The following is a 17,512-nucleotide window of genomic DNA, read 5'->3' as shown; positions in this document are numbered from 1 at the left end:
CCTCACGGTCCGCCCACTGCGCCCGCCCCCGCGGTACGGGGGCGGGCGCAGCCGCGTCAGCCGGTCGGGCGGCGTCTGGACAGGACGCGGGCTCCCGCGACGGGCGGGGCGAGCGGGCGCGCCGCCAGGACGGGGACGGCGCCCGGTGCAGCGGCCGCGGCGGGCTCCCCGTCCCCGGAGGGGGCGTGCAGGAGCGGCCCGGGCGGGAGGCCGGCGGCCGGGGCGGATGCCGTCGCGGCCAGGCCTTCCCGGGCCGCGGGGTCCGGGTGCGGGCGGGCCAGGGCGGCGGACAGGTCGATGCCGAGGCCCGTCACCACCGTCAGGCGGCGGGAGCGGCCCTCCGGCGGCGGCGCGTCCTCCGCCGCAGCGGGCGGCTCCGCGGGCGGCCCCGGCGGCGCCGGGGCGAGGTCGGGGACCAGCGTGCCCGCCGTGCGGCGCAGCGCCTCCCAGCGGACCTCCCGTCCCCCGCCGGTGTGCCACGCGTCGTCGGCGGCGAGGGCCTCCTCCTCCGCCTCGGCGGCCTTCCGCAGCGGCCGCGTCCGCCACGAGTGCACCGCCACGGCCAGGGGAACGGCCGGCACCAGCGTCCACGCGAACGCCGCCGCGCCGGTCGCCCACCACACCGGCCCGAACTCCGCCAGCCGCCCCGAGCCGAGCGGCCCGCCCGAGACCGCCGCGAGCCCCGCCATCAGCAGCCCGCACACCAGCGCCCCCAAGGCCGCCGTCAGCGCGGTCTCCGCGCGCCGCACTTCCCGCGCCCGGCGCACCGCGAACCAGCCCACCACGAACCCGGCGGCCACCGGCAGCGCCGCCGTCGCGCAGGTCAGCGTCGTCCCGGGCCCCTCCGGCGGGAGAGCCGCCAGCAGCGGGAACCGCGGCAGCGCGGGCGCCCCCTCGAAGCCGAGCGGGGTCGCGGAGGCACCGCCGCCGAGGGCGAAGCCGGGGCCGAGGGCGTACGCCGCGCCCCACACCATCGCGTTCGGCAGCAGCGCGAGCGCGAGCAGCAGGACCGCGAAGCGGCCCGACCACACCCCGGTCAGCGCGAGGAAGGCCGCTTCGACCTCCTTGCCGTGCCAGGCCAGCGAGAGGCCGACGAGCAGCGCCCCGCCGCCGGCCAGGGAGAGCGCCCCGGCCGTCCCGGCCCGGACCGCGACGGCGTACCGGGGCCGTACCACCGCACGGCGCAGCACCCCGGGGACCCACCGCGGGAGCGGGCCGAGCGGGCGGCCCTTCGCCGCCCACACCCCTGCGGATGCGGCGAGCACCGCCACGAGGGGGACGTGCCAGGCGGCGCTGAGGGGGTCGGCGGGCATGGGGCCGCCGGCCGCGTACACGGTGGCGAGGCAGCCCACGCCCAGGTAGCCGCAGAGCACCGCGGAGAAGACGACCCCGGCGGGCAGCACCTCGTCCCCGTCGCTGCCGTCGCCGGAGGCGCTGCCGAGGCGTGCGGCGCGGCGCATGAGGAGGGCGGGCAGGGCGATCAGGAGCAGCGGCGTCACCCCGACGGGTGCGGGCACGCCGGAGAGGGTGTCGTAGCGGACGAGTTCGGTGCCGTGGGCGAGCAGCCACAGGCCGGCGGCGAGGTGCAGCGCCCCGCCGGGCCCGCTGTCGGGGTAGGGGGAGCTGATCCACAGGACGATCACGAGGACGGCGAGGAAGCCGAGGCCCAGCCCGGCGGCGACGGCCCCGCCGAACACGCAGGCGGCGGCCTCGGGCGAACGGTTGCGCCGACGGGCGGCGTGGCGCGGCGCGGTCGGCAACGGCGCGTCGCGGCGGGTCAGTTGGGTCACTCCGCCATGGTGCCAACGACACGCGCTATGGGCGGGTAATAGGCGAATGTCCGTTGTGTCGCTCAATATACGTTTATGTACTTTTTCGTGCAGGTTTGCTGCGGTCAGCCAGGCGCGGGGAGCGTGGCATGACGGAGAGCACCGGGGAGCCCGCCGGGCTCCCCTCGCCCGAAGACCGCCGCCGGCTCCGCGAGGCGGCGGACCTGACGTGCGAACAGGTCGCGGAGCGGCTGGGGGTCTCCGGGGCCGCCGTCCGCTCCTGGGAGGCGGGCCGCACGCACCCGCGCGGGCGCAAGCGCGCCGCTTACGTGCGGCTGTTGGCGCGCGGCGCCGGCGGCTCCGGCGGCGGGGCCGTACGGGGCCCCGCCGCGGGCGGGCCGTCACGGTCGCCCGACGGCGGCCCGGTTGCAAGCCCGGCGGGGGACTCCGCTGCCGGGCCCCCCGCCCGCGCCCCGCGCCGCCCCGCCGCCCGCCCCGCGCCGCCACGCCGCCCCGGCCGGACGGGCCCCCCGCCCGGCCACCCCGGCTCCGGTACGGCCACGCCGACGCCGAGCCCGCACACCGCCCCGGCCGGCCCGACCGCCGAGCGGGGCCCGTACGACGCCGACGCCCCGGCCGGCCCCGGCTCCGAGCCCGGCGCGCACACCGCCCGGGTCGGCCCCGGACCGGAACGGGGCCCGCACGACGCCCCGGCGGACCCCGCCCCGGAACCGGGCTCGTACGGCGCCCGGATCGGCCCCGCCCCGGATCCGGGCTCGTACGGCGCCCCGGGCGGCCCCGGCCGCGACGCCGAGGCCGGCGCTCCCGCCGGGAGCGCCGCGCCGCACGGCAGCGGCCCCCTCCCGGACGGCCCTTGGCCGCACTTCCCCGGCCCCGGGGCGACCCGGCCGGAGCCGGCCGCTGCGGCCGCGAGCCCGTACGGCGCCCCAGGGGGCTCAGCGCCGGAGCCGGGCCCGTACGACGCCCCGGCCGGCCCCGGCCGGAACGCCCCCGCGGACGGCCCCGCCGGGAGCACCGCACCGCACGCAAGCGGTCCGGACGGCCCGCTGCCGCACCGCACCGGCCCCGGCGCGACCGCGGACCCGGAGGCTCCGGCGCCGGGCCCGTACACCCTCCCGGCCGGCGCCCCCGCCGGAGGTGCCGCGGGGGACGGAAGCGGCTCGCGCACCGACGGGCCGGCCGGTCTGCTCCCGGCCCCGTCCGCCGAGGAAGCCCCCGCGGCCGACCCCGCCGACGAGGTGCCCGAGGAGGCCGCCTCGGGGCCGGTCGACGGGCCGCGGGCGGCGTTCGACGCCCTGTACCGGCGGTCCGCCACCGCCCTGGCCCGGCAGGCCTACCTGCTGACCGGCAACCGCCGACTTGCCCTGGAGGCGGTGGAGCAGGCGTTCCAGCAGGCCTGGGCGCGCTGGCCGGAGGTGGCCACCGACCCCGACCCGGTGGGCTGGGTGCGCGCCGCCGCGCACGAGTACGCCCTCTCCCCCTGGCACCGCTTCCGCCGCGCCCACCGGCACCCCGAGCCCCCCGCCGGATCCGTCGACCCGGCCGACCGGGTCCTGATGGACGCCGTGCTGGCGCTGCCGCCCGTCCACCGCCGCACCGTCCTGCTGTACCACGCCGTCGGCCTCGACCTCCCCGACACGGCCGCCGAGACGGAGGCCACCACGCCGACCGCCGGCCACCGGCTGCTGTACGCCCACGACGACCTCGCCTGCCGGGTCCCCGCGGTGGCCGCGGCGCCGCCGCAGGAGCGGGCGGCCCTGCTGCACGAGCGGCTCGGCGCGCTGCGGCCCCCCGTACGGCTCGTGCCGCGCCCGGCCGCGGCGGTCCGCGGGGCCGCCGAGTACCGCGCCCGGCGCTGGTCCCGCACCGTCGCCGGGGTGACCGCGCTGCTCACCGCGGCCACGGCCTACACCCTGGCGACCGCCCCCACCCGGTACGAGCCCCCGGTCTTCCCCGGCACCAGCGTCTCCGGGGTGCCGCCGCTCAGCGGCCCCCAGCGGCTCACCGAGGAGGGCCGGCAGCTACAGGAGAAGCTGCGGGCCGACCCTGCCGCCCGGCCGGACCGCCTGGAGCCGCTCCCCGAGTGAGCGGCGCGCCCGCCCGGCGCGTACACGTACGGGCGCGGCCCGCACCCCTGGCCGGGGGTGCGGGCCGCGCCCGTGCGATGTCCGCGGCGCCGCCGGGCGGCGCCGCGAGGCGGTGCTACGCCTTGCTGAGGATCTCGCGCGCCAGCTTGGCGGTCTCGGTCGGCGTCTTGCCGACCTTGACGCCGGCGGCCTCGAGGGCCTCCTTCTTGGCCTGCGCGGTGCCGGACGAGCCGGAGACGATGGCGCCGGCGTGGCCCATGGTCTTGCCCTCGGGCGCGGTGAAGCCCGCGACGTAGCCGACGACCGGCTTGGTCACGTTCGCCTTGATGAAGTCGGCCGCGCGCTCCTCGGCGTCGCCGCCGATCTCGCCAATCATGACGATGAGCTCGGTCTCCGGGTCGGCCTCGAAGGCCTCCAGGGCGTCGATGTGCGTGGTGCCGATGACCGGGTCGCCGCCGATGCCGACGCAGGACGTGAAGCCGATGTCGCGCAGCTCGTACATCATCTGGTAGGTCAGCGTGCCGGACTTCGACACGAGACCGATCTTGCCGGGCTTGGTGATGTCGCCCGGGATGATGCCGGCGTTGGACTGGCCGGGGGTGATCAGACCCGGGCAGTTCGGGCCGATGATGCGGGTCTTGTTGCCCTTGGCGCCCGCGTACGCCCAGAAGGCGGCGGAGTCGTGCACCGCGATGCCCTCGGTGATGACGACGGCCAGCGGGATCTCGGCGTCGATGGCCTCGACGACGGCGGCCTTGGCGAAGGCCGGCGGGACGAAGAGGACGGAGACGTTCGCGCCCGTCTTCTCCATCGCCTCGGCGACCGAGCCGAAGACCGGGACCTCGGTGCCGTCGAAGTCGACGCTGGTGCCGGCCTTGCGCGGGTTCACGCCGCCGACGATGTTCGTGCCGTCGGCGAGCATCAGCTTGGTGTGCTTCATGCCCGTGGCACCGGTCATGCCCTGGACGATGACCTTGCTGTCCTTGTTGAGGAAGATAGCCATGGTGAGTCTGTGACCTCGTCCCTTTACTTCGCAGCCGCAGCGAGCTCGGCGGCCTTGTCGGCCGCGCCGTCCATGGTGTCCACGCGCTGGACCAGCGGGTGGTTGGCGTCCGAGAGGATCTTGCGACCGAGCTCGGCGTTGTTGCCGTCGAGGCGGACGACGAGCGGCTTGGTGACCTCTTCGCCCTTGTCCTTGAGCAGCTGGAGGGCCTGGACGATGCCGTTGGCGACCTCGTCGCAGGCGGTGATGCCGCCGAAGACGTTGACGAAGACGGACTTGACGTCCGGGTCGCCGAGGATGATCTCGAGACCGTTGGCCATGACCGCGGCGGAGGCGCCGCCGCCGATGTCCAGGAAGTTGGCGGGCTTGACGCCGCCGTGGTTCTCACCGGCGTACGCGACGACGTCGAGGGTGCTCATGACGAGGCCCGCGCCGTTGCCGATGATGCCGACCTCGCCGTCGAGCTTGACGTAGTTGAGGCCCTTCTCCTTGGCCGCGGCCTCCAGCGGGTTGGCGGCGGCCTTGTCGACGAGCTCCTCGTGGGACGGCTGGCGGAACTCCGCGTTCTCGTCGAGGGAGACCTTGCCGTCGAGGGCGATGACCTCGCCGGACGCGACCTTGGCGAGCGGGTTGACCTCGACGAGGAGCGCGTCCTCGGCGACGAAGGTCTTCCACAGGGTGACCAGGACCTCGGCGACCTTCTCGGCGACCTCGGCCGGGAACTGCGCCAGGGCGACGATCTCGCGGGCCTTCTCGATGGAGACGCCCTCGTTGGCGTTCACCGGGACCTTGGCGAGCTTCTCGGGGGTCGTCGCGGCGACCTCCTCGATGTCCATGCCGCCGGCGACCGAGGCCATGGCCAGGAAGGTGCGGTTGGTGCGGTCGAGCAGGTAGGAGACGTAGTACTCCTCGACGATCTCGGGAGCGGTCTCCGCGATCATCACCTTGTGGACCGTGTGGCCCTTGATGTCCATGCCCAGGATGTCCGTCGCGCGGGCGACGGCCTCGTCCGGGGTGGCGGCGAGCTTGACGCCGCCGGCCTTGCCGCGGCCGCCGACCTTCACCTGCGCCTTGACGACCGACTTGCCGCCCAGCCGCTCGGTGGCCTCGCGAGCCGCCTCAGGCGTGTCGATGACTTCACCGGCCAGCACCGGTACACCGTGCTTGGCGAAGAGGTCCCTCGCCTGGTACTCGAACAGGTCCACGCGCGTCCGTCCCTTGTCTTCAAAGATTCGCAGTGATTCGCGGTTGTCTGCGTGGGCGTGCCGCGGAGGGCAACGTGACGGCTCTGTCACAAGGGAGGCGCACACGGTGACCGTGGACGCGGCATGTCCGTCTCGCAGGTTATCCCCGGGACACCTGCCACCCTAAATCGCAGATCACACCGGCGCGGTGATTCCCCTCACAGATCGGCCGACCGGTGAGCTGCGAATTCGTGCGATCCGACCATTTCCCGTACGGCGGATACGGGCCCCCGGTCAGGGCGCGGGCAGCGGCCTGCCCTCGATCGCCGCGGCCATCACCTCGGGGAACAGGTCGGGCGTGCAGGCGAAGGCGGGCACGCCGAGTGCGGCGAGGGCCGCCGCGTGTTCCCGGTCGTGGGCGGGGGCGCCCTCGTCGGACAGGGCGAGCAGCGCGACGAACGCGGTGCCGGCCGCCCGCATCGCCGCGACCCGCTTGACCATCTCGCCGCGTATGCCGCCCTCGTGAAGGTCGCTGATCAGGACGACGACGGTGTCGGCGGGTCGGGTGATCCGGGACTGGCAGTAGGCCAGGGCGCGGTTGATGTCGGTGCCGCCGCCGAGCTGCGCGGCGAAGAGGACGTCCACCGGGTCGTCGATCCGGTCCGTCAGGTCGGCGACGGAGGTGTCGAAGGCGACGAGGCGGGTGGACAGGGACCGCATGGAGGCCAGGACGGCGCCGAAGACGGAGGCGTAGACGACCGAGGGGGCCATGGAGCCGGACTGGTCGATGCAGAGGACGACCTCCTTCCGTACGGACTGCGCCGCCCGGCCGTACCCGATGAGCCGCTCGGGGACCACGGTGCGCTGCTCGGGCAGGTAGTTCTTCAGGTTCGCCCGGATGGTGCGGCCCCAGTCGATGTCGGCGCGGCGCGGGCGGGCGGTGCGGGCCGAGCGGTCGAGGGCGCCGGCGACGGCTGCCCGGGTGCGGGAGGCGAGCCGCTCCTCCAGCTGCCGGACGACGCCGCGGACGACGGCCCTCGCCGTCTCGCGGGTCGTCTCCGGCATGGCCGCACTCAGGGAGAGCAGGGTCCCGGCGAGGTGCACGTCCGGTTCCAGGGCCTCCAGCATCTCCGGCTCCAGCAGCAGCGCGGAGAGCCCGAGCCGGTCGATGGCGTCGCGCTGCATCACCTGCACGACGGGGGCCGGGAAGTAGCGGCGGATGTCGCCCAGCCAGCGGGCCACGGCCGGCGCGGAGCCCCCGAGCCCGCCGGACCGCTCCCCCGCCCCCCGGCGGGAGCCGCTGCTGCCGCCCCGGTCGGCGGCGGCGCTGTCGTACAGCGCGCCGAGCGCCTCGTCCACGGCCCGGTCCCGCCCGGCCAGTACGCAGCCGGTGCCGTCGGCGCCGGCCCCGCCGAGCACGAGCCGCCACCGCCGCAACCGCTCCCCGTCCTCCACCGCGGCCTGCGCGGCGCCCGGAGCGCCGTCCGTCTCATTCATCCCGCGCCCTCCCCCGTCGTCCCCCGGCCGGCGCCCCGCCGCCCTGTCCCGTTCGTCCACGCCGTCCCCCTCTGCCATCCCCTGGCCGCCAGCCGCGCCGCCCCGCGCCCCCCGCGCCCCCTTCCGGCCGCCCCGTTCCCCCCTGTCGTCGTCCGCGTCGGCGCCCCGCCGGGCCGTCCCGGTCATCCGCGCCGTCCTCCCGTCGTTTCCCGGCCTGCGCCCTGCCGGTTCGGGTCCGGCCCGTCGCCCCCCTTGTGCGGCGGCTCGTCGGAGGTGTGTGCCTGCGGTGTGGGCCGGTCTGCGGCTTCCAGCAGCAGACGGGCCAGGTCGGCTGCGGTGGCGGCGCGGGCCTCGTCGAGCTCCGCGGCGAAGCCCTCCGGGGCGCCGGCGCCGGCCGCCGTGCGCCGGGCGTCCGGGCCGCGGCGGGCCAGTTCGCCGAGGGTCCGCCGCACGCCCGGCTCGTACGCCCCGAAGGTCCTGCGCAGAAGCGGCAGCACGTCGGCGAAGGCGGCCGCCGGCACCGCGGCGAGCCAGGAGTCGACCAGGTCGAACAGCCGTTCGTCGTGGACGAGCAGCATGCCGCCGCCGGCGCCGGCTCCGGCGAAGCCGTCGAGCCAGCCGGCCGCGTCCGCGGGGGCGGCCGCCGGTGACAGCGCCAGCCCCATCAGCCGGGCCGCCTCGGGCGCGGGCAGCCGCCCCTCGTCGAGCAGCAGCCGCACCGCCCGGCCCCGTATCGCCCCGGGCACGCCGTCCCGCACGCCGAGCGCGGCCAGGACCGCCGCCCAGCGCTCCTGGAGCTCCTCGTCGTCCAGCAGGCCGACCGCCCGGTGCACGGCCTCCACGTGCCCGCGCATCGCGGCCGCCGCCTCGGCGTCGAGGCCGGAGGCGCAGGCGGGCGGCAGGGCCACGCAGATCCGCTCCGCGAGGCCGCGTGCCACCGCGCGGAGGGCCGGCGCCCCGGTGCCCCGGACGTCGCCGTACCGCAGGGCGCGGGCCAGCGCGGGCAGGGCCTGCGCCAGCCGGGCCGCGTCGGTGTCGAGGGCCGCCAGGTCGGCGAGGGCCCGCAGCACCTGCGGCAGCGCCTCGGACAGGCCGGCGAGCAGGCACCGCTCCGCCAGGGCGGTGACTTCGGCGAGATCCCGGGCGGCCGCCGCGTCCGCCGCGGCCTTGGCGCCGGCCGCGGCCTGGACGGTGGTGCCCCAGATCCCGGCCTCGGCCACCCGCACCGCCAGTTCCGGCTCCCAGCACAGCCGCCACGTCTCGCGGAACGTGCCGGTGCCGGGACGGGAGGCCGCCGGCCGGCCCCAGCCGATGCCGAGCAGTCCCAGCCGGTGCAGCAGCAGCGACCGGGCGGCGTCCGTCGGCCCCCGCAGGTCGAGCTCCAGCTCCCGCTCCTGCGGCTCGGCCTTCAGCCGCAGCGAGCGCTGCTGCCGGGCGAGGTCCCGCTGCAGCGGCACCGCGGGCGCGCCGCCGGGGACCCGGCCGAGGACGTCCCCGACGACCAGGCGGTCCTCGACGAGCGCGAGCGGCACGTCGGAGCCGTCGCACATGACCGCCCGGACGGCGTCCAGGGTTTCGGCGAGGCCGGGCGCGGGCCGGCCGCGCACCCCGGCGAGGGTGTCGGCGAGCCGGACCGCCTCGATGACGTGCGCCGGGGAGACCGGCAGGTCCTCCTCCCTGAGCAGTGCGGCCGCCCGGGCCATCCACCGCTCGACCGGCCGGTCGGGGGCGGCGGCCAGGTGGGCGTACCAGCCGGGCGCGGCGACGCCGGCGCCGTAGCCTCCGGTACGGGCGAGCCGCCGGTGCGTCCAGGGCACCCAGGCGGTCTCCACCCTGGTCCTGGGCAGGCCTGCCAGCAGCCGCTTGTCGGCGGCTGCCGTGGTCGCGGCGCGCAGCGCCGGGACGTGCCAGGCGCCGCACACGACCGCGCAGCCGTCGCCGAACTCGCGGCGGGCCGCCCGGATCCGCTGCCGCATGTGGGCTTCGCGGACCAGGTCGCGGGGGCGGCCTCCGATCGTGCCCGAGGCGTCCTCCGGGTGGGCCCCGCGCAGGGCCTCCATGGCGTCGCCGAGCGCCTCGAACGCGGCCAGGGGGTCGGCGGGGGCGTCGCCCGGCCCTCCGCGCAGCTCGACCGTGTCCTCCCACCAGCGCTCGGCGTCCCCGTACCCGGCGGCCGCGGCGAGCGCGCCCAGCGGGTCGGGCCGCGGGGCGCCGCCCGCCGGCTCCCCGGCCTCCGCGGCGGCGAGCGTGTGGGCGGCGGGCAGGTCGATGAACCGTACGGGTACGGGCGGCTGCTGCTCCTGCGCCCAGCGGAGGGCGGCCCACTCCGGGGAGAACGCGGCCAGCGGCCAGAACACGGCCCGGCCGGGGTCGTCCGCCGCGTGCGAGAGCAGGGCGACGGGCGGCCGCATCCCCGGGTCGGCGGCGAGCGGCAGCAGCGCGTCGCCCTCGGGCGGGCCCTCGACCAGGACGGCCGCCGGCCGGGCGGCGTCCAGGGCGGCCCGGACCGCGCGCGCCGAGCCTGGGCCGTGGTGGCGGACGCCCAGCAGCAGCGGCCCCCGCCGGGCGGGCGGGGCCGCCGGGCTCATGGCGCCACCTCCCGGCAGGCCCGGTAGAAGTCCTGCCAGCCGTCCCGCTCGCGGACCACGGCCTCCAGGTACTCCTGCCAGACGACCCGGTCGCCGGCCGGGTCGCGGACGACCGCGCCGAGGATCCCGGCGGCCACGTCGGACGGGCGCAGCACGCCGTCGCCGAAGTGGGCGGCGAGGGCGAGGCCGTGGGTGACGACGGAGATGGCCTCGGCGGTGGACAGGGTGCCGCTCGGGGTCTTCACCTTGGTGCGGCCGTCGCCGGTGACGCCCTCGCGCAGCTCGCGGAAGACGGTGACGACGCGGCGTATCTCCGCCAGCGCGTCGGGCGCGGGCGGCAGGTCGAGGGCGCGGCCCAGCTGGTCGACGCGGCGGGCGACGATGTCGACCTCGGCGTCGGCGGTGGCGGGCAGCGGCAGGACGACGGTGTTGAAGCGGCGGCGCAGTGCGCTGGAGAGGTCGTTGACCCCCCGGTCGCGGTCGTTGGCGGTGGCGATGAGGTTGAAGCCGCGGACGGCCTGCACCTCCTGGCCCAGCTCGGGTATGGGCAGGGTCTTCTCGGACAGGATGGTGATGAGCGAGTCCTGGACGTCGGCCGGGATGCGGGTCAGCTCCTCGACGCGGACGGTCGCCCCGTCGGCCATGGCCCGCATGACCGGGCTGGGGACGAGGGCTTCGCGGCCGGGGCCGCGGGCGAGGAGGCGGGCGTAGTCCCAGCCGTAGCGGACGGCCTCCTCGGGGGTCCCGGCGGTGCCCTGGACGAGCAGGGTGGAGTCCCCGCTGACGGCGGCCGCGAGGTGCTCGGACACCCACGTCTTGGCGGTGCCGGGGACGCCCAGCAGGAGGAGCGCGCGGTCGGTGGCGAGCGTGCTGACGGCGACTTCGACGATGCGGCGCGGGCCGACGTACTTCGGGGTGACGGCCGTGCCGTCGGAGAGCGTGCCGCCGAGGAGGTAGGTGGCGACGGCCCACGGGGAGAGCTTCCAACGGGGCGGGCGGGGCCGGTCGTCGGCGGCGGCCAGGGCTTTCAGTTCGTGTGCGAAGGCGTCCTCGGCGTGCGGTCGCAGCGCCTGGGCGCCGGTGCCGTTCCCGTGCGTGTCCATCGTCCCCCTCCGATGTACCGCAGCCGTTCCCGACTGCTGACCCCACGGTGCACCACGCCACTGACAACCAGCCGCCCGTGCAGGGTCGTTGCAGGTCAGGGCGATTGTCAGTGCGGGTCCCTACGGTGGTTGCCATGACTGACCAACAGGTCCGCCACACCGTGGAGCAGGTGCCGTCCCGCGCTCGTGACGCCCCGTCGGGGGCTCCCGGTCCGGGGCGGGAGGAGGCAGGTCCGCAGACCCGGATCGGAGGTTCCGCTTCCGGCCGGGCTGCGGGGGCGCGGGCCGCCCCCGCCGACCCGGAGGCGGCGCGGCGCCGGGCCGGGCGGAGGGCGGCCCGGATCGCAGCCGGGGTCGCGGAGTTGGAGCAGCGCCTGGCCGACCTGGTCCGCGAGGGGATGGCCGGCCAGGAGCAGGCGGGACGCGCGGTCTGGGAGGAGACCGCGGCGCGCATGGTCGACGCCCAGGCGCCCGGGCTGGCTGCCCGGGTGAGGGAGTTGGGGGAGATACCCGGTTGCGGGCCCGGCTGGCCCGCCCGGATGCTGGAGGAGGGCGCGCTGCTGCACCTGCTGAACCGGGGATGGCTCGGTCTGGCAGGCCTGCCGCAGCCGCTCGCCGCGACGGTACGGAGCAGGGTGGGGCTCCCGGACACCGCCGCGGAGGGGGAGGCCGTACGGGACCGCTGGCTGGTGCTGGCCCAGTACGACTCGGTGTCGCCGGACGGCCGGCTCACCACCCGCCGGACATGGCTGCGCGGGACGGAGAGCGGACGCCCTGCCCTGGTACTGGACTTCGGTCCGCCGGGGCGGCCGCCGCGGCTCGCGCTGCCCGTCGGACGGGTGGTGGAGGCGGAGGCCCGCTTCCGCCCCGGGACGGCGGGACTGCGCGCGGACCTCGCGGAGGGGTACGGCGCGGGGGCGCCGTGCCGGCAGGTTCCGGAGGGGGTCGGCACCGGGCCGGCGCTCGACGCGTACGGGGCGGCGCTGCGGGAGGACCCGTGGCTGGAGTCCTGGCCGGTCGTGCTGGGCCCGGTGGTGCCGGTACCGGGCGAGCGGGGCTGGCAGCTGGCCGATGCCGAAGGCGGCGGCGCCCTGCCGGTCGCCTCCGGCGGGGGCCGGCCGCAGGCCGGGCTGTGGCAGCTGGCCGCCCTGTCGGGCGGCGGGCCGGTCACCGTCTTCGGCGAATGCGGCCACCGCGGTTTCACACCGCTCACGGCCTGGGAGCCGGGCTGCCCGGAGCCGGTCGCCCTGACCGGCTGAGGGGGCCGGTCGGGGGCTGCACCAAGGGGAGGGAGCACGGGCGCGGGGGCGCCCGTGTGCAAGGACGACAAGCCGGGGGGCTCGGTCATGAACGACAACCACGCCAGCTGAAAGGCCGGACACGACGACGACAGGCTGCTCCGGTCCCGCGGAGGGGGCGGGACCGGAGCACGGAGGACACCGAGAGGGAGGGGGCACGATGACCGCCACGGCCGGGGAGGAGCGATCCGGGGAGGCCTGCGGGGACTGGGGGGAGCTGGTCGGGGCGGCGCTGCTCGGCACCGGGCGCCGCCGCGGCAGCGGCGGCGGCCCGCGGGAGCTCCTCGACGCGGCCGCCGTGCACACGCTGCGCCGCCGCGCCGGGTTGCGGCCCGCCGAGGCGGCTCCCCGGCCGCGGCCCGCACCGGCGGACCCGCGGCCGGAGCCGCCGGAGCCCGCCCGGCGGCGGCTCGCCCGGCTGCTCGCGGGCCGTGCGGAAGCGGGCGCCGGGTCCGGGCGGCGGGGGGCCTCACCGGACCTGGCGGAACTGCTGCCGCAGTGGCTGGCCGCAGCCGGACGGCACGGATACCGGGCGCCCGCGGTGCTGCTGCCGGCGCTGCTCGACGCGGCCCGGGCCCGCAGCGACCTGCGCCCGCAGGCCCTGGCGTTGGCCGGGCCGCGGGGAATGTGGCTGGCGGGGCTCAACCCCGACTGGCGGTTCGCGCTGCGCGCCGGGGCGGGCGGGGGCCTGCCCGACCCGGAGGACACCGCCGCGGTGCGGCAACTGTGGCAGGAGGGCCTGTTCGCGGAGCGGGCGGGCCTGCTGGGCGCCGTACGGGCCCGCGATCCGGCCGCGGCGGTACGGCTGCTGTCGTCCACCTGGGCCACCGAGCGCGCCGAGGACCGGCTGATGTTCCTCGACTCGCTGCGGGTCGGGCTGTCCGCCGGGGACGAGCCGTTCCTGGAGGCCGCCCTGGACGACCGGAGCCGCAACGTCCGGGCGACGGCGGCCGAGCTGCTGTCGGCGCTGCCGGAGTCCGCGCTGGCCCGGCGGATGGCCCGGCGGGCGCTCGCCTGCGTCGGGCCGGACGGCGTGGCCCCGCCGGCCGGTTGCGACGCGGGCATGCTGCGCGACGGGGTCGCCGAACGGCCGCCCGCCGGGCGCGGCGAGCGCTCCTGGTGGCTGGGCCAACTGGTCGAGGCGGCGCCGCTGTCGTGCTGGCGGGACCGCTTCGGGGGGCTGGACGCCGCCGCGGTCGTGGCCCTGCCGATGCCCGGGGGCGAGAGCTGGGCCGAGGAGCTGCACGCGGCGTGGTGCCGGGCGGCGGTGCGGCAGCGGGACCCGGAGTGGGCTGCGGCGCTGCTCGGCTCGCCGGCCGCGCCGACCGCGACCGCCCCGGGCACGGCCTCGCTCGCCGAGCGGGCCCGGCTGCTGTCGGTCCTGCCCGAGGGGGAACGGGCCGGCTGGGTGGCCCGGTTCATCGGTGCACACGGGCTGTCCGAGGCGTTCCAGCTGCTCGGGGCGTGCGTCGTGCCGTGGGCCGGACCGCTCGGCCGAGCCGTGGTCGACGCGCTCGACGCGGCGCGGGAGGCGGGCGGCTACCCGTGGAGCTTCAGCGGGGTGATGGGGCTGGCCGAGCGCTGTCTCGACCCGGCCGAGGCCGGCCGGCTGGAGGCGCTCACCGCTGCCGCGCAGCCGGAGGCGGACGCCGGTGGGGCCGCCGGCGCGGGCGCGTACTGGGCCGAGGCCTTCCAGCGGCTGACGGCAACGCTGCGGCTGCGCGCGGCGATGCTCGCCGAACTCGCCCCGGAGCCCGCAGTGTGACGCACCGGCGGGCGGCCCGCACTCCCGGGAGTACGGGCCGCCCGCGGCGGCACGGTCAGCGGCTGATGTTCTCGCGCACCCAGTCCACGATCGACGTCGTCGTCGCACCCGGGGTGAAGATCGCGGCCACGCCCTTCTCCTTGAGGGGGGCGATGTCGTCGTCGGGGATGATGCCGCCGCCGAACACCTTGATGTCCTCCGCCTCGCGCTCCCGCAGCAGCTCCAGGACACGTACGAACAGCGTGTTGTGGGCGCCGGAGAGGATCGACAGGCCGATCGCGTCGGCGTCCTCCTGGATGGCGGTGTCCACGATCTGCTCGGGGGTCTGGTGCAGGCCCGTGTAGATGACCTCCATGCCCGCGTCCCGCAGGGCGCGCGCGATCACCTTCGCGCCGCGGTCGTGGCCGTCGAGACCCGGCTTGGCCACCACCACACGGATCGGACCGGTCACACCCATCGCACTGCCTCCCGAGTGAACGAACGTTAAGTACAGCATCGCGCACGCCGCCGTTTCACGGTCAAGCGGGAGGGGGAAATCACACGTGGGACGGCGTTGATTCACCGCCGGGGGAGCCGCACCGCCAGGCACCGCGCCACCGTACCGACAGCCGCACGGCACGGCGGCGCGGCCGGCAGCAGTCCCAAAGGTCTTAGGGGAGGCCGTCGATGGGACTGTCGCCGTGGCTGTCCGCGCCCTTTTCCGCATTCGCCCGAGCCGGGGTCCTGGAGGCCGTCCTGTTCGGCGCGCACGTCGCGCACTACCCGACCGGGATCCGCCAGGAGAAGCCCGCCGCGCCCGGGCCGGGCGGCGCGCACCCGCCGGTGCTGCTGCTGCACGGCTTCACCGACAACCGGTCCGTGTTCGTCCTGCTCCGCCGCCACCTCGCCGCGGACGGCCGCCGGCGGGTGGAGGCGTACAACTACTCGCCCCTGACGCGCGACGTGCGCGCCGCGGCCGGGCGCGTCGCCCGGCGCGTCGAGGAGCTGTGCGAGCGGACGGGCCGGGAGCGGGTGGACCTCGTCGGGCACAGCCTGGGCGGGCTCGTCGGCCGGTACTACGTCCAGCGGCTCGGCGGTGACGCGCGCGTGCGCACCCTCGTCACGCTGGGCTCCCCGCATTCCGGTACGCGTGTCGCGCCGTTCATGGACGCGCATCCCCTCGTCCGGCAGATCCGCCCGGATTCACCGCTGATCGCCGAGCTCCGCACGCCCGCGCCCGGCTGCCGCACCCGGTGCGTGGCGTTCTGGAGCGGGTGGGACGAGCTGATGGTTCCGGCGGGTACCGCGCGCATCGAACACCCCGACCTGATGGCGGAGAACATCGAGGTCAGGGGCATCGGACACCTGGCGCTGGCCGTGCATCCGGCCGTCGCGGCGGCCGTGCGGCGGGTCCTCGACGGCCCGGGTCCGGCGGCCGCGGAGGCACCGGGCGAGGCGGCGCCGGCCGCGTGAGCGCCACACCCCGCCGGAGTCGAACGAATATCGAACTCAAGGCCAAGGCTGTGCATGGGGCGGACCGAAAGACGGCCGAATGCCCGGTTCCGCTCAGCCGGAACCCCTCCGAAGATTGTCGTGGCCAGTGACCGCCGGGTACAGTCACGCCACTGCTCTCCCCAGGGATTCCCCCGTCCCTGGCCACCCAGGCCCCCACTGCCGAGGCGAAAGAGAAGTTGGTGAACGACCGCCCCTCGTCGGGCCTGTACCCCGATCCCGGGTATGACGGCCTTTCGACCACCACTTTCGCCGGTAACTCCCCCTATGTTTCCTACGAAACGCAGGGCCAGGGCTACGACTACACGGCGTACGGCGCCTACGACGCCGGCGCCACCGGCGCGTACGACGCCACTGCCTGGACCGCGTCCCCGCAGACCGGTTACGCGCAGGACGGCTACCTCTCGACGATCCCGGCCCAGGGAGCGCACGAGGAGGCGGCCACCGGCCAGTGGGACACCGGCGCCTGGACCGCTCCCGGCACCGACTACCAGTCCACGGCCGCCGCGTTCGGGTACGACCAGACGGGCCAGTGGGCCGCGCCCGGCTACGGCGCCACGGGCACGGAGACCGGCGCGTACGACGCCACCGCCTGGAACACCGTCCCCCAGGACCAGCAGCAGACCCAGACGTTCTCCTTCGCGTACGAGGCCGAAGCACAGCAGCAGGACACCGGCTACGCGGACGACGCGTACACCGGCACCGCCGTGTTCGAGGCGGTCGCCGAGGAGGCCTTCGCTCCCGGCTCCGAGGCCGATGCGGCTCCGGCCCCCGAAGCCGACGCGGACGAGGCGTACGACGCCTACGACGCGCCCTCCCCCGTGCACGACCTGCCGACGCAGGCCATGCCCGTCACCCCGGCGCCCGCCGCCCCCGCCGCCGGAACGCGCGCCTCGCGCCGTGCCGGCGCCAAGTCCGGGCACACGGGCGGCGGCAGCGGCCGCCGCCGCACCCCGGCGAAGCGTTCCGCCCTGCTCACGGTGGCGGTCCCCTCGGCGTGCGTGGTCGGCGTCGCCGGTGTCGCCGCGGCCTCCGTCGGCGGCCTGACCGGCGGCGAGAAGCCCGCCGAGGACACCACGACGATGGCCGCGCCCGACCCGGCGTCGGTCAAGCCCGTCGCCGCGAACAGCAAGCTCGACACCCAGCTGGAGGCGCTCAGCGCCGACGCCGGGGACTTCGCGGACCGCGCGAGCCGCACCCAGGAGCGCATCGACCTGCGCCAGCGCCAGGACGAGGAGCGCAAGCGGAAGGCGGAGGAGGAAGCCGCGAAGGAGGCGGCCCGCCCCAAGTTCGCCATCCCGGTCGCGCAGCGCGGCCTCAGCGCCTCCTTCGGCCAGGCCGGCGGCATGTGGATGTCCGTGCACACCGGGATCGACTTCCCCGTGGGCTACGGCACCCCGGTCATGGCCGCCACCGACGGCACCGTGCGCACCCAGTGGAACAGCGCCTACGGCAACATGGCGATAGTGACGGCCCCCGACGGCACCGAGACCTGGTACTGCCACCTCAGCAGCACCAAGATCCGGTCCGGCAAGGTGAAGGCGGGCGACGTCATCGCCTACTCCGGCAACTCCGGCAACTCCACCGGCCCGCACCTGCACTTCGAGGTCCGGCCCGGCGGCGGCTCCGCGATCGACCCCCTGGCGTGGCTGCGCGGCAAGGGCCTCAACCCCAGCTGACCCCGCCGTACATCCCCCGAACGCGCG

At 76.9% G+C, this 17,512-nt stretch carries 12 protein-coding genes; 5 read left to right on the top strand and 7 right to left on the bottom strand.

The features are described from left to right. Positions 1-56: 56 nt before the first annotated feature. The gene (locus IE170_RS05160) at positions 57-1,790 is read right to left on the bottom strand and encodes a cell division protein PerM (RefSeq protein ID WP_189808075.1); all 1,734 of its coding nucleotides are present in this window, start codon (positions 1,788-1,790) and stop codon (positions 57-59) included. Between the two features lie 128 nt (positions 1,791-1,918). Between IE170_RS05160 and IE170_RS32420 the strand changes: the two genes are divergently transcribed. Next, positions 1,919-3,877 carry a transcriptional regulator gene (locus IE170_RS32420; protein ID WP_229884598.1) on the top strand — a complete coding sequence of 653 codons (1,959 nt, stop codon included), beginning with the start codon at positions 1,919-1,921 and terminating at the stop codon, positions 3,875-3,877. A gap of 115 nt (positions 3,878-3,992) precedes the next feature. Here IE170_RS32420 and sucD read toward each other — a convergent pair whose 3' ends face one another. From sucD to IE170_RS05130, 5 genes are all read right to left on the bottom strand, one after another. Next, positions 3,993-4,880, bottom strand: a complete 888-nt coding sequence (gene sucD / locus IE170_RS05150) for a succinate--CoA ligase subunit alpha (protein WP_189808074.1) — start codon at positions 4,878-4,880, stop codon at positions 3,993-3,995. 23 nt (positions 4,881-4,903) lie between these two features. Beyond that, positions 4,904-6,085 carry an ADP-forming succinate--CoA ligase subunit beta gene (gene sucC / locus IE170_RS05145; protein WP_125547897.1) on the bottom strand — a complete coding sequence of 394 codons (1,182 nt, stop codon included), beginning with the start codon at positions 6,083-6,085 and terminating at the stop codon, positions 4,904-4,906. Positions 6,086-6,358: 273 nt separating this feature from the next. Further along, the gene (locus tag IE170_RS05140; protein WP_189808073.1) at positions 6,359-7,561 is read right to left on the bottom strand and encodes a VWA domain-containing protein; all 1,203 of its coding nucleotides are present in this window, start codon (positions 7,559-7,561) and stop codon (positions 6,359-6,361) included. Positions 7,562-7,743: 182 nt separating this feature from the next. Next, positions 7,744-10,149, bottom strand: coding sequence for a DUF5682 family protein (locus tag IE170_RS05135; RefSeq protein ID WP_223856158.1), 2,406 nt, complete (start codon positions 10,147-10,149; stop codon positions 7,744-7,746). After that, complete coding sequence (locus IE170_RS05130; RefSeq protein ID WP_189808072.1) at positions 10,146-11,252, bottom strand: ATP-binding protein; 1,107 nt, start codon at positions 11,250-11,252, stop codon at positions 10,146-10,148. Before IE170_RS05130 ends, IE170_RS05135 begins: the two co-directional genes overlap by 4 nt. Positions 11,253-11,386: 134 nt before the next feature. Here IE170_RS05130 and IE170_RS05125 point away from each other — a divergent pair, with 134 nt between their 5' ends. Both IE170_RS05125 and IE170_RS05120 read left to right on the top strand, forming a co-directional pair. After that, a complete protein-coding gene (locus tag IE170_RS05125) occupies positions 11,387-12,511 on the top strand; it encodes an SWIM zinc finger family protein (RefSeq protein ID WP_189808071.1) in 1,125 nt (374 codons plus the stop codon). 199 nt (positions 12,512-12,710) lie between these two features. Next, positions 12,711-14,315, top strand: a complete 1,605-nt coding sequence (locus IE170_RS05120; protein ID WP_189808070.1) for a DUF5691 domain-containing protein — start codon at positions 12,711-12,713, stop codon at positions 14,313-14,315. Positions 14,316-14,370: 55 nt separating this feature from the next. On the opposite strand, the gene icmB is transcribed toward IE170_RS05120, so the two are convergent. Next, on the bottom strand, positions 14,371-14,772 hold the full coding sequence (icmB, locus tag IE170_RS05115; RefSeq protein WP_189808069.1) for a coenzyme B12-dependent isobutyryl CoA mutase small subunit: 402 nt from the start codon (positions 14,770-14,772) through the stop codon (positions 14,371-14,373). 209 nt (positions 14,773-14,981) lie between these two features. On the opposite strand from icmB, the gene IE170_RS05110 reads away from it, so the two are divergent. Together IE170_RS05110 and IE170_RS05105 are read left to right on the top strand one after the other, a co-directional pair. After that, the gene (locus tag IE170_RS05110) at positions 14,982-15,767 is read left to right on the top strand and encodes an esterase/lipase family protein (protein WP_189808068.1); all 786 of its coding nucleotides are present in this window, start codon (positions 14,982-14,984) and stop codon (positions 15,765-15,767) included. A gap of 221 nt (positions 15,768-15,988) precedes the next feature. Beyond that, a complete protein-coding gene (locus IE170_RS05105; RefSeq protein ID WP_373298945.1) occupies positions 15,989-17,485 on the top strand; it encodes a M23 family metallopeptidase in 1,497 nt (498 codons plus the stop codon). Positions 17,486-17,512 lie beyond the last annotated feature (27 nt).

The sequence above is a fragment of the Streptomyces toxytricini genome (genome assembly GCF_014649915.1).
GTDB lineage: Bacteria > Actinomycetota > Actinomycetes > Streptomycetales > Streptomycetaceae > Streptomyces > Streptomyces toxytricini.
This window is presented reverse-complemented; position numbering and strand designations above follow the sequence as displayed.

Bases quoted from the DNA above. Each gene is read 5' to 3' on its own strand.
- IE170_RS32420 (WP_229884598.1), top strand. From the start codon at position 1,919: ATGACGGAGAGCACCGGGGAGCCCGCCGGGCTCCCCTCGCCCGAAGAC.
- sucD (WP_189808074.1), bottom strand. From the start codon at position 4,880: ATGGCTATCTTCCTCAACAAGGACAGCAAGGTCATCGTCCAGGGCATG.
- IE170_RS05140 (WP_189808073.1), bottom strand. From the start codon at position 7,561: ATGAATGAGACGGACGGCGCTCCGGGCGCCGCGCAGGCCGCGGTGGAG.
- IE170_RS05135 (WP_223856158.1), bottom strand. From the start codon at position 10,149: ATGAGCCCGGCGGCCCCGCCCGCCCGGCGGGGGCCGCTGCTGCTGGGC.
- IE170_RS05130 (WP_189808072.1), bottom strand. From the start codon at position 11,252: ATGGACACGCACGGGAACGGCACCGGCGCCCAGGCGCTGCGACCGCAC.
- IE170_RS05125 (WP_189808071.1), top strand. From the start codon at position 11,387: ATGACTGACCAACAGGTCCGCCACACCGTGGAGCAGGTGCCGTCCCGC.
- IE170_RS05120 (WP_189808070.1), top strand. From the start codon at position 12,711: ATGACCGCCACGGCCGGGGAGGAGCGATCCGGGGAGGCCTGCGGGGAC.
- icmB (WP_189808069.1), bottom strand. From the start codon at position 14,772: ATGGGTGTGACCGGTCCGATCCGTGTGGTGGTGGCCAAGCCGGGTCTC.
- IE170_RS05110 (WP_189808068.1), top strand. From the start codon at position 14,982: ATGGGACTGTCGCCGTGGCTGTCCGCGCCCTTTTCCGCATTCGCCCGA.